The sequence below is a fragment of the Micromonospora sp. NPDC085948 genome, from assembly GCF_040686315.1.
In the GTDB taxonomy this organism is placed as follows: Bacteria; Actinomycetota; Actinomycetes; order Mycobacteriales; family Micromonosporaceae; genus Micromonospora.
In genome coordinates, this window is the sequence record NZ_JBFBJW010000002.1 from 595,695 (window position 1) to 608,736 (window position 13,042).

Below are 13,042 nucleotides of genomic sequence, written 5' to 3' on the forward strand. Positions count from 1 at the left end.
CGGGCGAAGGAAGCAGCATGACCGACATCATCGAGACCGAGGTCGCCGTCGCCCCGGAAACCCCCGAGGCCACCGAGGCACCGGCGCCCGTCGCCCGCGCGCCTCGTGGTGACCGGCCGATCCAGACCGTGGGCCGCCGCAAGGAGGCCATCGTCCGGGTCCGCATCGTCCCGGGCACCGGCAAGATCACCTGCAACGGCCAGGACCTCGAGGCGTACTTCCCGAGCAAGGTGCACCAGCAGCTCATCAAGGACCCGCTGGTCACCGCCGAGAAGCTTGAGGCGTTCGACGTCATCGCCAACCTGCGTGGCGGCGGCACCACCGGCCAGGCCGGTGCGCTCCGGCTGGGCATCGCCCGCGCGTTGATCATCAACGAGCCGGACGACCGCCCGGCCCTGAAGAAGGCCGGCTTCCTCACCCGGGACGCCCGGGTCAAGGAGAGCAAGAAGTACGGCCTCAAGAAGGCCCGTAAGGCTCCCCAGTACTCGAAGCGCTGATCTTTTCCAGCGCGTTGTACTTCTGACGGACGGCCGGTTCGCCTCCCCCGACTCGGGGGAGGCGGCCGGCCGTTTCGCTTTCTCCACATCGGCAGCGCACCACGGAGGTTGGCGGGTATGGGTCGGTTGTTCGGCACGGACGGCGTACGCGGGCGGGCAAACGCGGATCTCACCCCGGAACTGGCACTGGCGCTCGCGGTGGCCGCCGCGCACACGCTCGCCGAGACGGACCGCAGCCACCCGCCGCTGGCCGTCGTCGGCCGGGACACCCGGGCCAGTGGCGAGATGCTGGAGGCCGCCGTGGTCGCCGGCCTGACCAGCGCCGGTGCCAACGTGGTGCGGGTCGGCGTGCTGCCCACCCCCGCGGTGGCGTTCCTCACCGCCGAGGCCAAGGCCGACCTCGGCGTGGTGCTCTCCGCGTCGCACAACCCGATGCCCGACAACGGCATCAAGCTCTTCGCCGCCGGCGGGCACAAGCTGCCCGACGAGATCGAGATGAAGATCGAGGCCGCCGTGGAGGCCAACGCCACCACCGCCTGGGACCGGCCGACCGGCGCCGGCATCGGCCGGGTGCACGACCTGCTCGACGGTGCCGACCACTACGTCCAGCACCTGGTCGGAGCCGTGCCGCACCGGCTGGACGGGATCAAGGTCGTGGTCGACTGCGCCAACGGCGCTGCCGCCGAGGTCGCCCCGGTCGCCTACCGGGAAGCCGGCGCGGAGGTCGTCGCGATCCACGCCGAACCGAACGGCCTGAACATCAACGACGAGTGCGGCTCCAACCACATCGAGGCGCTGCGCGAGGCCGTGGTCCAGCACGGCGCCCACCTGGGCATCGCCCACGACGGCGACGCCGACCGGATCGTGGCGGTCAGCGCCGACGGCGACGAGGTCGACGGCGACCAGGTGATGGCGATCCTCGCGCTGGCCATGAGGGATGCCGGCACGCTCACCCAGGACACCCTGGTCGCGACCGTGATGAGCAACCTCGGCCTACGGTTGGCCATGTCCGCACAGGGCATCCGGCTGATCGAGACCAAGGTCGGCGACCGGTACGTCCTGGAGGCCCTGCGCGCCTCCGGGCTGGCGCTCGGCGGTGAGCAGAGCGGTCACATCGTCATGCCGGCGCATGCCACCACCGGCGACGGAGTGCTCACCGGCCTGCACCTGATGGCCCGGATGGCCGCCACCGGCCAGTCCCTCGCCGAGCTGGCCTCGGTGGTCACCAAACTGCCCCAGGTGCTGATCAACGTGCCGGTCGGCGACCGGACCGTCGGCGCCGCCGCACCGGCCGTCCGCGCCGAGGTCGAGCGGGCCGAGGCGGAGCTGGGTGAGACCGGGCGGGTGCTGCTGCGCCCGTCGGGCACCGAGCCGCTGGTCCGGGTGATGGTCGAGGCCGCCACCGAGCAGACCGCGCGCGACGTCGCCGAGCGGATCGCCGAACTGGTCCGCACCGCCAGCCCCGCCGCGTCGTAGGTCAGTCGGACGCTGTGGAGCTGAATCGTTCACGACAGCAGTTCCACAGCCTCCGGCACAGCCGGGGCCGCCGGATCAGCGCAGAGCGCGCAGCCGGTTGACCGCCTCGGTCAGCACCTCGGGGCGCTTGCAGAACGCGAACCGGACCAACCGTCGGCCCGCCTCGACGTCGTCGTAGAAGACCTGCGTCGGCACGGCCACCACGCCGCAACGCTCCGGCAGCGAGCGGCAGAACTCCACCCCGTCGGAGCCGCCGAGGGCGGTGATGTCGGCGGTGACGAAGTATGTCCCCTCCGAGTCGAGCACCTCGAACCCGGCGTCGGTGAGACCGCCGACGAGCTGGTCCCGCCGCTGCTGGAGGCCGTCCCGGAAGCCGGTGTAGTAGTCGTCCGGCAGGGCCAGCGCCACGGCGACCGCCGGTTGCAGCGGGGCCGCGTTGACGTAGGTGAGGAACTGCTTCACCCGCAGCACCGCCGAGACCAGCGCCGCCGGGCCGCTCGCCCAGCCGATCTTCCAACCCGTGCAGGAGAACGTCTTGCCGGCCGACGAGATGCGCAGCGTCCGCTCCCACATCCCGGGCAGGGTGGCCAGTGGCACGTGCGGATTCGCCGCGTCGGTGAAGACCAGGTGCTCGTACACCTCGTCGGTGACCGCGTACGTGTCGTACTCCTGGCACAGCTCGGCGATCAGCGCCAGTTCGGCCGGGGTGAAGACCTTGCCGGTCGGGTTGTGCGGCGAGTTGAGCAGCACCAGCCGGGTCCGTGGGCCGAACGCCGCGCGGAGCGCCGTCGGGTCGAAGGCGTACCGGCCCTCGGCCGCGGGGCGCAGCGTCACCGGCCGCCGGACCGCGCCGGCAAGCGCGATCGAGGCGGCGTACGAGTCGTAGTACGGCTCGAAGCAGACCACCTCGTCGCCCGGTTCGCAGAGGGCGAGGATGCTCGCCGCGACCGCCTCCGTCGCGCCGGCGGTGATGACGATCTCGCCGTCCGGGTCGTACGTCAGGTCGTGGAACCGCAGTTGGTGGGCCGCGACCGCCGCGCGCAGAGCGGGAATCCCCGGGCCGGGCGGGTACTGGTTCTGCCCCCCGCGAAGCGCCTCGGCGGCGGCGGCCAGCATCTCCGGAGGGCCGTCGGTGTCGGGGAAGCCCTGGCCGAGGTTGACCGCGCCGGTCCGCACGGCGAGGGCGGACATCTCGGCGAAGATCGTCGTGCCGAACGGCCGCATCCGGGCCACCAGCGGGTCGATATCGGTGCTCGTCACCTGCGCCAGCCTACGGGTGCCGGTGGCTGAACCCCAGCCTCACGTGAGCGCACCGTGCTCCATGATCAAACCAGGCAGGTCACTCGGGAGTGGGTGGTCCGGCGGTGGGTGCGGTCCAGTCGTCGTCGGGATTGACGTACGGGCCCTCGACCGCTGGGTCGGAACCGTTCGTGTCGACCAGCAGACCAGCCACGCAGAGGCAGCCACAGACGAGCAGGAACAGCGCCACGACGACAGCGACGGCGATCCCGATGACCCGGCCGTTGTTCCTCGGTGAGCTACCGCCGGCCGGTGGATAGCCGGGGTAGGCGTACGGCGGCGGATACCCCGGCGGCGGCCAGCCCGGGTACTGCGGCTGGCCCGGCTGCTGGGGCCACCCCGCTGGCGGCGATCCGGCCGGCGTGGGCCACCCCGGCGGCGGTGATCCGGCCGGCGGCGCGCCGGAGGCGTCGGCCGGAGCCGGCGACCAGGGGGACGTCTGTGCGTCGGGCGTCCACGGCGCCGCGGGCGGCTGGGGCGTCCACTGGGTGTCGGGCGTCCACGGCGCCGCGGGCGGCTGGGGCGTCCACTGGGTGTCGGGCGGGGTCGGCGCCCAGGGCTCGGTCGGCGGAGATGGCGACCACGGCGACGGTGTCCATGGGGCCTGGGGCGCCCACGGCTGAACCGGAGCCAGCGGGTCGGGGGCCGGGATCGGCGCCGAGGAGGGCGACGCCGTCGGCTCGGGCGGGGGCGCGGAGGGGGTCGGCTCCGGTGCGGGTGAGGGCGACGGGTCGGGCGAGGGCGCGTCGGTCATGGCTGCTCCGGGCGGGAGTGGGTAGGACGTACGGGCCGTGGACGGGAGCGCCAAACCCGTCGAGAGACTTTCGCACCCGCTGGCGCGCCGCAACCCTGCCCTCCGGGGTGGGGCACGAACGGCCTGCGACGCTCGTCCCGTTGTGGCCGCCCAGACCCCGATCGCTCAGATTCCGTGATTGATAACCCGACTTTCGAGCACCCATCATGAGTGAAACTGGGTTAGGCTGCGGGCCATGTGTGGAATCGTGGGATACGCGGGCGCGCGCCCCGCTCTCGGCATCGTCCTCGACGGGCTGCGGCGGCTGGAATACCGCGGCTACGACTCGGCGGGCGTGGCAATCGTCTGCGACGACCAACTGCTGACCGAGAAGAAGGCCGGCAAGCTGGCCAACCTGGAGAAGATGCTCTCCGAGCGGGCCGCCGAGGACCCGGCCTCCTGCGCGGCCAGCCCGATCGGGATCGGTGACGGCACCACCGGCATCGGGCACACGCGGTGGGCCACCCACGGTGGCCCGACCGACCGCAACGCCCACCCGCACGTCGCCGGCGACGGACGGGTCGCGGTCATCCACAACGGCATCATCGAAAACTTCGCCAGGCTCCGCGCCGAGCTGGAGGCCGACGGCGTCCAGTTCGCCAGCGACACCGACACCGAGTGCGCCGCGCACCTGCTCGCCGCCGCGCTTGCCGACCTGCGTGCCGCCGGCCAGCCGGACGGCCCGCAGTTGCTCGCCGCCGGCATGCGCGTCGTCTGCCAGCGGCTGGAAGGCGCCTTCACGCTGCTCGCCGTCGACGCCTCGGTGCCCGGCGCGGTCGTCGGCGCCCGGCGCAACTCGCCGCTCGTCGTCGGCCGGGGCGACGGCGAGAACTACCTGGCCAGCGACGTGGCCGCGTTCATCGAGCACACCCGGGAAGCAGTCGAGCTGGGCCAGGACCAGATCGTGCTGATCACCGCCGACAGCATCGAGATCACCGACTTCGACGGTCAGCCCGCCACCGGCAAGGACTTCCACATCGACTGGGACTCCTCGTCGGCCGAGAAGGGCGGCTACGACTGGTTCATGCTCAAGGAGATCGAGGAGCAGCCGCAGGCCATCGCCGACACGCTGCTCGGCCGGCTCACCGAGACCGGTGAGATCGCCCTCGACGAGGTCCGCCTCAGCGACCAGGACCTGCGCGACGTCGACAAGATCTTCATCGTGGCCTGCGGCACGGCGTACCACGCCGGCATGGTCGCCAAGTACGCCATCGAGCACTGGACGCGGATCCCCTGCGAGGTGGAGCTGGCCAGCGAGTTCCGCTATCGCGACCCGGTGCTCGACCGGTCCACGCTGATCGTGGTGATCTCCCAGTCCGGCGAGACGATGGACACCCTGATGGCGCTGCGCCACGCCAAGGAGCAGAAGGCCCGGGTGCTGGCGATCTGCAACACCAACGGCTCGACGATCCCCCGCGAGTCGGACGCGGTGCTCTACACCCATGGCGGGCCGGAGATCGCCGTCGCGTCCACCAAGGCGTTCCTCACCCAGGTCGTCGCCTGCTACCTGATCGGCCTGCACCTGGCCCAGGTGCGCGGGATCAAGTTCGCCGACGAGGTGGGCGCGGTGGTCGCGCAGTTGCAGGAGATCCCGGGCAAGTTGCGGGAGCTGCTCGACCGGATCGAGCCCGTCCGTGAGCTGGCCCGGGAGTTGAAGTCCGAGCCAACCGTGCTGTTCATCGGCCGGCACGTGGGCTACCCGGTGGCCCTGGAGGGCGCGCTGAAGCTCAAGGAGTTGGCGTACATGCACGCCGAGGGCTTCGCGGCCGGCGAGCTGAAGCACGGCCCGATCGCCCTGATCGACAAGGGCACACCGGTGATCTGCGTGGTGCCCTCGCCGGTCGGCCGGGGCATGCTGCACGACAAGGTCGTCTCCAACATCCAGGAGGTCCGGGCCCGTGGCGCGCGGACCATTGTGATCGCCGAAGAGGGCGACGAGGCCGTCGTCCGGTACGCCGACCACCTGATCTACGTGCCGCGTACGCCGACGCTGCTGGCCCCGCTCGTCACCACGGTGCCGTTGCAGGTGCTCGCCGCCGAGATCGCCGACGCCCGTGGGCACGACGTGGACCAGCCCCGCAACCTGGCCAAGTCGGTCACCGTCGAATAGGCCTCAACGCCCCAGCACGACCCGGGCCATCCCGTCCAGCGCGGGATTGCCCGGGTCCCAGTAACCGGTGTGCCCGCCTCGCCCGCTGCCGAAGACCCGACCGCCGAACCCCGGATCCGACGGGTCGTGACCGAACCACAGCTCGTGCCCGCTCCGGTCGGGCCAGCCCAGCACCGCGGCCAGTGAAGCCGGGCCGAGCAGGGCGCGCCGGGCGAACTCGTCAACCGGGCGGGCGACGCGGATCACGTCGTCCGGGGCGCGGCTGGCCCAGACCTCACCGGGTGGCACGCCCAGCTCGGCGGCGTGCGACGCGCCGACCCCGGGCGAACCGACGAAGACCAGCGCGTCGGCGGCCAGCCCGTGCTCCCGCGCGGCCGTCCCCACCACCAGTGACCCGTAGCTGTGCCCGAGCACGGTCTGCCGGGCCGGTGGCCCCTCGTGGCTGGCCCGCAGCCCCTCCTGGAAGCGGTGCAGCGCCGGGCCGGCGTCGTTTGCCTGGCCCGCCGACGCCGCTGCGGTCACGAAGTCCGGAGCGTCGTAGTCCAACCAGAGCACGGCCGCGCTGCGCTCACCCGGGGCGAGGGTGGCGCACCGGTCCAGCACCCGCGCCGCCCTGCCCAACTCACCGGGAGCGTCGTCCAGCCCGGAACCCATCCCCGGCACGTAGGTGAGCACCCGGTCGGCCTGGTCCGGGTTGCCGAGCGTCAGCACCACCCGGCCCTCACCGGCCGTGTCCAGCCGCAGCAGGTACGCCCGCGGCTCCCCGTCCGCCGCCAGCCGCCCGGCCAACGCGTCCAGGCCGGCCAACCGCCCGGCCACCCCGTGCAGGCGGAGCGTCGTGAGCGGCCCCGGCGGCACCCGGGTCAGCAACCGCTGCCGTTCAGCCAGCAACTCCGCGCGCCAGACCCCGAGCCGCAGCCGGTTGGCCTGGTCCCGGGCGGCGACCGGCACCCCGTCCAAACGGCCGACCAGCGCACTCTCGTGCCCGATCAGCCACCGTCGCTGCGTCGGGGTCAACCCTGCCCACCAGGCGCGCACAAGCGTTGGTGCGGCACCGGCCGCCGGCCGACCCGGCGGTGGCGGGGACGCCCACCCCGAGCCGGCGGCCCGGGTCAGCTCGTCCAGCCGGTCCGCGGCGACCCGATCCGCCGCCCCGGCTCCGTCGAGCGCGTCGCGCAGGGCCGCCGCCACCGAAGCGGCCACGACGCTGGTCCGTTCGGTGGGCCGAACCCGGGTGGGATCGACGTGCACCCCGCCCGCGCGGTCCACCACCAGCCCGGCCGCGTCCGCCCGGTTGACCGCCTCCGCGAGCCGGGCCTTCGCGACCGTCAGCCGGCCCGCCAGCTCGGCCAGCACCTGGTCGACCTCGATCAGTGCGGGTGTGACCGAGGCCAGCTCGGCACCGAGACCGGCGAGCCGGGCATCCGCCGCGGTGGCTGCCGCACCGGACCAACCGCTGCGCAGGCGCGTGCCGGCCGCCCCCAACTCGCCGACCTGTCGGTCGACCGGCCCGGTCAGCCCGGCCCAGGCCACCCCGGCGGTCCGCCAGCCGCCCGGATCGGCCGCCCACAGCTGCCGGTAGCCGACGCCGCTCACCGGGGGAGCGCGGCGAACCGGCCGGCGGCCCGGTCGTCGACCGTCTCGTACGCCTCGGCCGCCGCCCGGACTCCACCGGAGGTCGCCGCGACCCGAGCACCCAGCCGGCAGAACCAGGCGTGCCCGGCCGCCTCCAGCCCGGCCAGAGCCGCGCCGGCCCTCCACTCGGGCGCGACCACCAGCAGCTCCGGCACCCTTGCGAGGCCCAACGCCAGCCGGTACGCCTCGTCGTCGAGCGTGCCGGCGACCGCCCGCAGCTCCTCGGGCCGGACGGCGAACAGCTCATCGGTCATGACCACACCCCCGTGGACGATCGGCATCGACGCGCTGACGCTAGGCGGGCGTGGAGGGCACCGGAGTGCCCTGTGGACAGCGGGCGGTGGGTCGTACCCCGGCCTGTCCACAGGCGTTGCCCACCGTGGCCCCGACGGCTAATCTCCGGCCCCGGCCGCCGGTAGGGTGTGATCGTGATCGTCGCTGTCGGCATCGACGTGGTCCTGGTCGACCGGTTCGCCCGGGCCCTGGCACGGACGCCGCTGCTCGCCGACCGACTCTTCACCAGCGCCGAGCGGCACACCCGCTCCGGCGGCCCGCGCCCGCCGGAGTCGCTCGCCGCCCGGTTCGCCGCCAAGGAGGCCGTGGCCAAGGCGCTCGGCGCCCCGGCCGGGCTGAGCTGGCACGACTGCGAGATCAGGGCCGACCCGGACGGCCGTCCCTGGCTGGCTGTCGCCGGCACCGTCGCGGCGGCGGCCGAGGCGCGCGGGGTCAACCACTGGCATCTCTCGTTGTCGCACGACGGGGGGATCGCGTCGGCGATGGTGGTCGCGGAACGGTGACGTCGACCGGGCGGGCCGGTCGGGTCCACCCGTGAACTGATGGGGAGACGGTGGCATGAGAGCGGTGTGGCGGGTGGCCGACGTGCGGGCGGCCGAGGCGGGGCTGATGGGCACGCTGCCGGAGGGGACGCTCATGCAGCGCGCCGCCGCCGGGCTGTCCCGCCGGGCCGCACTGCTGCTCGCCGAGCGCGGCGGCGTATACGGCGGCCGGGTGCTGCTGCTCGTCGGTTCCGGCGACAACGGCGGCGACGCGTTGTACGCGGGGGAGCGACTGGCCCGCCGGGGTGTCCAGGTGTCCGTCCTGCTCCTCACTCCCGGGCGTGCGCACGAGGCGGGACTGGCCGCGCTGCGAGCGGCCGGCGGTCGGCTGGTCGACCAGCCCACCGGCCCGGTCGACCTGGTACTCGACGGCATCGTCGGCATCGGTGGCACCGGGGGGCTGCGGGCCGGCGCGGACGCGATGGCGCAACGGCTCGGTGAGCTGCGCGGACGTGACGGTGACCGGGCCACAGTGCTGGCGGTGGACGTGCCGAGCGGCGTCGCGGTGGACACCGGGGACGTGCCGCTGGCCTCGTCCGGCCGACCGAACGCGGTGCACGCCGACGTGACGGTGGCGTTCGGCGCGTTGAAGCCCGCCCTGGTGGTCGGGCCGGCCGCTGCCCTGGCCGGCCAGGTGGAGCTCGTCGACATCGGGCTGCGGCCCTGGTTGCGGGGCACCCCGGCGCTGCGGGTCACCGAGTGGTCCGACGTCATCGACTGGTGGCCGGAGCTGGGTCCGGCATCGGAGAAGTACACGCGGGGTGTGGTGGGGGTGGCGACCGGCTCGGCGACCTACCCGGGTGCGGCGGTGCTCTCGGTGGGCGGTGCGCTGGCCGGGCCGACCGGCCTGGTCCGCTACGCCGGCAGCGCCCGCGCCGAGGTGTTGCACCAGCACCCCTCGGTGATCGCCAGTGGGCGGGTCGCCGACGCGGGTCGGGTGCAGGCCTGGGTCTGTGGCTCCGGGCTGGGCACCGGTGCCGACGCGGCGGCCGAGCTGCGCGCCGTGCTGGCCGCCCCGGTGCCCGTGGTGCTCGACGCCGACGCGTTGACCCTGCTGGTGGACGGGTCGCTCGCCGACCAGCTCCGCGGTCGGGACGCGCCGATCGTGGTCACCCCGCACGACCGCGAGTTCACCCGACTCTGCGGTGAGGACCCCGGCGCCGACCGGGTCGGCGCCGCGCTGCGGCTGGCCGCCTGGATGAAGGCGGTGGTGCTGCTCAAGGGCGACCGCACGGTGATCGGCACACCTGACGGTCGGGCGTACGTCAACCCGACCGGCTCCCCGGCACTGGCCACCGGCGGCACCGGCGATGTGCTGGCCGGGCTGCTGGGCTCACTCCTGGCGGCCGGTGTGCCCGCCGATCGGGCCGCGGCCGCGGCCGCGTACCTGCACGGGCTCGCCGGCCGGGAGGCGGCCCGGAGCGGGCCGGTGACCGCGCCCGACGTGGTGACCGCGCTGCGCCCGGTCGTCGCCCGCCTGGGCTGATCGGGTCGGTTCCGGGCGGAACGACCGGATCGGCCGTGCGGGCCGTGCGTCGCCGCCCGCGCTGATCTCCACGGAAAGTAGGCTGGGCGCATGTGGCAGGCCGAGGTACGCGTCGATCTTGACGCGATCCGCGAGAACGTGAGCAGGCTCCGCTCCGGCACCACCGCCGAGTTGATGGCGGTGGTCAAGGGCGACGGGTACGGCCACGGGATGCTCCCCGCCGCTCGCGCGGCGCTCGACGCCGGCGCGGACTGGCTCGGTGTCTGCACCCTCGACGAGGCGCTCACCCTGCGGCGGGCCGGAGTGACCGAGCCGGTGCTGGCCTGGCTGCTCGCGCCCGGCCTACCGCTGCACGAGGGGGTCGGCGCCGGGGTGGACCTGAGCGCGGCCAGCCTGTCCCAACTGGACGAGATGATCGAGGCGAGCCGGCTCGCCGGACGCCCCGTCCGCCTGCACCTGAAGATCGACACTGGGTTGTCCCGGGGCGGGGCGACCGTCGCCGACTGGCCGGCGCTGCTGGACGCCGCCGCGAAGGCGCAGGCCGACGGCCTGGTCGAGGTGGTCGGCGTGTGGAGCCACTTCGTGTACGCGGACCTGCCCGGCCACCCCACCATCGACCGTCAACTGGCCGTCTTCCACGAGGGGCTGGCCATGGTCGAGCGGGCCGGGCTGCGACCGCGCTGGCGGCACCTCGCCAACTCGGCGGCCACCCTGACCCGCCCGGACACCCACTTCGACCTGGTCCGCCCCGGTCTGGCCATCTACGGGCTCTCCCCGGTGGCCGGCGAGACGTACGGTCTGCGACCGGCGATGACCGCGCGCGCCCGGGTGATGCTCACCAAGCGGGTTCCCGCCGGCACCGGAGTCTCCTACGGGCACACCTACACCACGGAATCCGACGCGAATCTCGCCGTGGTCCCACTCGGGTACGCCGACGGGGTTCCCCGGCACGCCTCCAACGCCGGTCCGGTGCAGCTCGGTGGCGTCCGGCGGACGATCTCGGGGCGGGTCTGCATGGACCAGTTCGTGCTCGACTGCGGCGACGACCGGGTGGCGGACGGCGACGTGGCGACGCTCTTCGGCAGCGGCGCGGACGGCGAGCCGACAGCCGACGACTGGGCCGAGGCCGCCGGCACGATCAACTACGAGATCGTGACCCGGTTCGGCAGCACGCGGGTGCCGCGGGTCTACGACGGCGAGCGGCCGTGAGCGCGAGGAGTGAGCCGGGGTTGCGAGCCCCGCAGTCGCGAACCGAGGTGACGCCGTGAGCTACCGCATTCCGCGTCCGCGGACCGCGGTGGGCCGGGTCGCGGGGATCGTCGGCGCCGCGGTGGGCGTTGCCGCCGCGGGCCTGGCGGCCGGGGTCGCGACCGAGCGCACCCTGGTCCGCCGGCTCAAGGCCGACCCGGCCGACCGCTACGCGCACGAGATGTTCGGCGAGCAACGGTACGACGAGGCGTTCCGCCTGGAGTTGCCGGACGGCACCGACATCCACGTCGAGGTGGTCGAGCCGACCAGGCCGGTGCCGGGGCACCCCACGGTGGTGCTGGTGCACGGCTTCTGCCTGGACATGGGTACGTTCCACTTCCAGCGCCAGATGCTCGCCGCCCGCGGTGACTACCGCGTCGTCGCGTACGACCAACCCGGGCACGGTCGGTCCGGCCGGCTGGAGACCGGCGAGTACGACCTCACGGTGCTCGGCCGGACGTTGCGCCAGGTGATCGACCGCACCGCCCCGGACGGGCCACTGGTGCTGGTCGGCCACTCGATGGGCGGCATGACCATCATGGCGTTCGCCGAACTGTTTCCGGAGCTGTTCGGTGACCGGGTGGTGGGCACCGTCCTGATGGCCACCTCGGGCGGGCTCGTCGCGGAGACCAAGCTGGTCGCGCCCGCGCTGCTCGGCCGGGTTGGCGGCCCGGTGCTCTACATGGTCAGCAACGCCACCCGCTACGGCGGGCCGGTGATCGACAAGGCCCGCAAGTCGACGTCGAACGTGGCCTGGCTGCTGACCCGCAAGTACGGCTTCGGCACCCGCAAGCCCAGCCCCACTCTGGTCTCGTACGTCGAGATGATGAACTCCCGGACGTCGGCCGACACGGTGACCCGCTACCTGCGGACCCTGGCCACGCACTCCCGCTTCCCGGCCCTCGCGGCGTTGGCCGCGACGCCGGTGCTGGTGGTGGTCGGCGACAAGGACATGATCACCCCGGTGGTCCATTCCGAGGAGATCGTCCGGCGGCTGCCACACGCCGAGTTCGTCAAGATCAAGGACAGCGGTCACGTGGTGATGTTGGAGCATGCTGACGAGGTCAACGCCGCGCTCGCGCGGTTCCTCGAATCACTTGGAAAGTCGGAGGAACGGTGAGTCACGTCGTCAAGCTGCCGACCGTCGAGGACACCCGGGAGTTCGGCCGGCGCCTGGCCGGGCTGCTGCGGGCCGGTGACCTGGTGCTGTTGACCGGTCCGCTGGGCGCCGGTAAGACCGCGCTCACGCAGGGCGTCGGCGCCGGGCTCGGTGTGGTCGGCGACATCACCTCGCCGACCTTCGTGATCGCCCGGGTGCACCGCCCCGATCCGGCCCGAGGTGGCCGGGTCGCCCTGGTGCACGCGGACGCGTACCGGTTGGGTGACGCCACCGATCCGCGCGCCGAGATCGACGACCTGGACCTCGACGCCTCGGTGGACGACTCGGTGACGGTGGTGGAGTGGGGCGAGGGACTGGTGGAGCAGTTGGTCGACGCGCACCTACGGGTCCGCATCGACCGCCGCGACGACGACACCCGGATCGTCGAGCTGGACCCGATCGGTGGCGACTGGGCCCGGCGGCTCGCCGACCTGGGTTAGGCCGGCCGCTGTCGTACCGGATGCCTAGAGTGCGGGGGACCGACCCGAGCTGTGAGAGGTTCC

The 13,042-nt window shown here is 73.5% G+C and carries 13 protein-coding genes; 8 read left to right on the forward strand and 5 right to left on the reverse strand.

Going from position 1 to position 13,042, the window contains the following annotated elements; translation table 11 throughout:
- The first annotated feature begins 17 nt into the window (after positions 1–17).
- Together rpsI and glmM are read left to right on the forward strand one after the other, a co-directional pair.
- A complete protein-coding gene (gene rpsI / locus AB0O48_RS08615) occupies positions 18–497 on the forward strand; it encodes a 30S ribosomal protein S9 (protein WP_357253505.1) in 480 nt (159 codons plus the stop codon).
- Between the two features lie 117 nt (positions 498–614).
- Positions 615–1,973, forward strand: coding sequence for a phosphoglucosamine mutase (gene glmM / locus AB0O48_RS08620; RefSeq protein WP_357253503.1), 1,359 nt, complete (start codon positions 615–617; stop codon positions 1,971–1,973).
- A 75-nt stretch (positions 1,974–2,048) separates the two neighbouring features.
- Here glmM and AB0O48_RS08625 read toward each other — a convergent pair whose 3' ends face one another.
- The 3 genes from AB0O48_RS08625 to AB0O48_RS08635 all read right to left on the reverse strand — a co-directional run bounded on the left by AB0O48_RS08625 (position 2,049) and on the right by AB0O48_RS08635 (position 3,889).
- Positions 2,049–3,233, reverse strand: a complete 1,185-nt coding sequence (locus tag AB0O48_RS08625; RefSeq protein ID WP_357570920.1) for a pyridoxal phosphate-dependent aminotransferase — start codon at positions 3,231–3,233, stop codon at positions 2,049–2,051.
- 79 nt (positions 3,234–3,312) lie between these two features.
- Positions 3,313–3,462, reverse strand: coding sequence for a hypothetical protein (locus AB0O48_RS08630; protein ID WP_357253499.1), 150 nt, complete (start codon positions 3,460–3,462; stop codon positions 3,313–3,315).
- A 49-nt stretch (positions 3,463–3,511) separates the two neighbouring features.
- Positions 3,512–3,889 (reverse strand): hypothetical protein, encoded by a 378-nt coding sequence (locus AB0O48_RS08635; protein ID WP_365064084.1) that lies wholly within the window; start codon positions 3,887–3,889, stop codon positions 3,512–3,514.
- Between the two features lie 372 nt (positions 3,890–4,261).
- On the opposite strand from AB0O48_RS08635, the gene glmS reads away from it, so the two are divergent.
- Positions 4,262–6,175 carry a glutamine--fructose-6-phosphate transaminase (isomerizing) gene (gene glmS / locus AB0O48_RS08640; protein ID WP_357253495.1) on the forward strand — a complete coding sequence of 638 codons (1,914 nt, stop codon included), beginning with the start codon at positions 4,262–4,264 and terminating at the stop codon, positions 6,173–6,175.
- Between the two features lie 3 nt (positions 6,176–6,178).
- Here the strand turns inward: glmS and AB0O48_RS08645 are convergent, their stop codons facing one another.
- Positions 6,179–7,771 carry an alpha/beta hydrolase gene (locus tag AB0O48_RS08645; RefSeq protein WP_357253493.1) on the reverse strand — a complete coding sequence of 531 codons (1,593 nt, stop codon included), beginning with the start codon at positions 7,769–7,771 and terminating at the stop codon, positions 6,179–6,181.
- Positions 7,768–8,064: a hypothetical protein gene (locus tag AB0O48_RS08650; protein ID WP_357253492.1), complete on the reverse strand. Its 297-nt coding sequence runs from the start codon at positions 8,062–8,064 to the stop codon at positions 7,768–7,770. Before AB0O48_RS08650 ends, AB0O48_RS08645 begins: the two co-directional genes overlap by 4 nt.
- A gap of 174 nt (positions 8,065–8,238) precedes the next feature.
- Here AB0O48_RS08650 and AB0O48_RS08655 point away from each other — a divergent pair, with 174 nt between their 5' ends.
- From AB0O48_RS08655 to tsaE, 5 genes are all read left to right on the forward strand, one after another.
- Positions 8,239–8,607 carry a holo-ACP synthase gene (locus AB0O48_RS08655; RefSeq protein ID WP_357253490.1) on the forward strand — a complete coding sequence of 123 codons (369 nt, stop codon included), beginning with the start codon at positions 8,239–8,241 and terminating at the stop codon, positions 8,605–8,607.
- A 55-nt stretch (positions 8,608–8,662) separates the two neighbouring features.
- Positions 8,663–10,132: an NAD(P)H-hydrate dehydratase gene (locus AB0O48_RS08660; RefSeq protein WP_365064090.1), complete on the forward strand. Its 1,470-nt coding sequence runs from the start codon at positions 8,663–8,665 to the stop codon at positions 10,130–10,132.
- Between the two features lie 90 nt (positions 10,133–10,222).
- Complete coding sequence (gene alr, locus AB0O48_RS08665) at positions 10,223–11,341, forward strand: alanine racemase (protein WP_357253486.1); 1,119 nt, start codon at positions 10,223–10,225, stop codon at positions 11,339–11,341.
- Between the two features lie 55 nt (positions 11,342–11,396).
- A complete protein-coding gene (locus AB0O48_RS08670) occupies positions 11,397–12,500 on the forward strand; it encodes an alpha/beta hydrolase (protein WP_357253485.1) in 1,104 nt (367 codons plus the stop codon).
- Entirely contained in the window at positions 12,497–12,979 is a 483-nt protein-coding gene (gene tsaE / locus AB0O48_RS08675) for a tRNA (adenosine(37)-N6)-threonylcarbamoyltransferase complex ATPase subunit type 1 TsaE (protein WP_184178621.1), read from the forward strand. Before AB0O48_RS08670 ends, tsaE begins: the two co-directional genes overlap by 4 nt.
- The last annotated feature ends 63 nt before the right edge of the window (positions 12,980–13,042 follow it).

Bases quoted from the DNA above. Each gene is read 5' to 3' on its own strand.
- rpsI (WP_357253505.1), top strand. From the start codon at position 18: ATGACCGACATCATCGAGACCGAGGTCGCCGTCGCCCCGGAAACCCCC.
- glmM (WP_357253503.1), top strand. From the start codon at position 615: ATGGGTCGGTTGTTCGGCACGGACGGCGTACGCGGGCGGGCAAACGCG.
- glmS (WP_357253495.1), top strand. From the start codon at position 4,262: ATGTGTGGAATCGTGGGATACGCGGGCGCGCGCCCCGCTCTCGGCATC.
- AB0O48_RS08650 (WP_357253492.1), bottom strand. From the start codon at position 8,064: ATGACCGATGAGCTGTTCGCCGTCCGGCCCGAGGAGCTGCGGGCGGTC.
- AB0O48_RS08660 (WP_365064090.1), top strand. From the start codon at position 8,663: ATGAGAGCGGTGTGGCGGGTGGCCGACGTGCGGGCGGCCGAGGCGGGG.
- alr (WP_357253486.1), top strand. From the start codon at position 10,223: ATGTGGCAGGCCGAGGTACGCGTCGATCTTGACGCGATCCGCGAGAAC.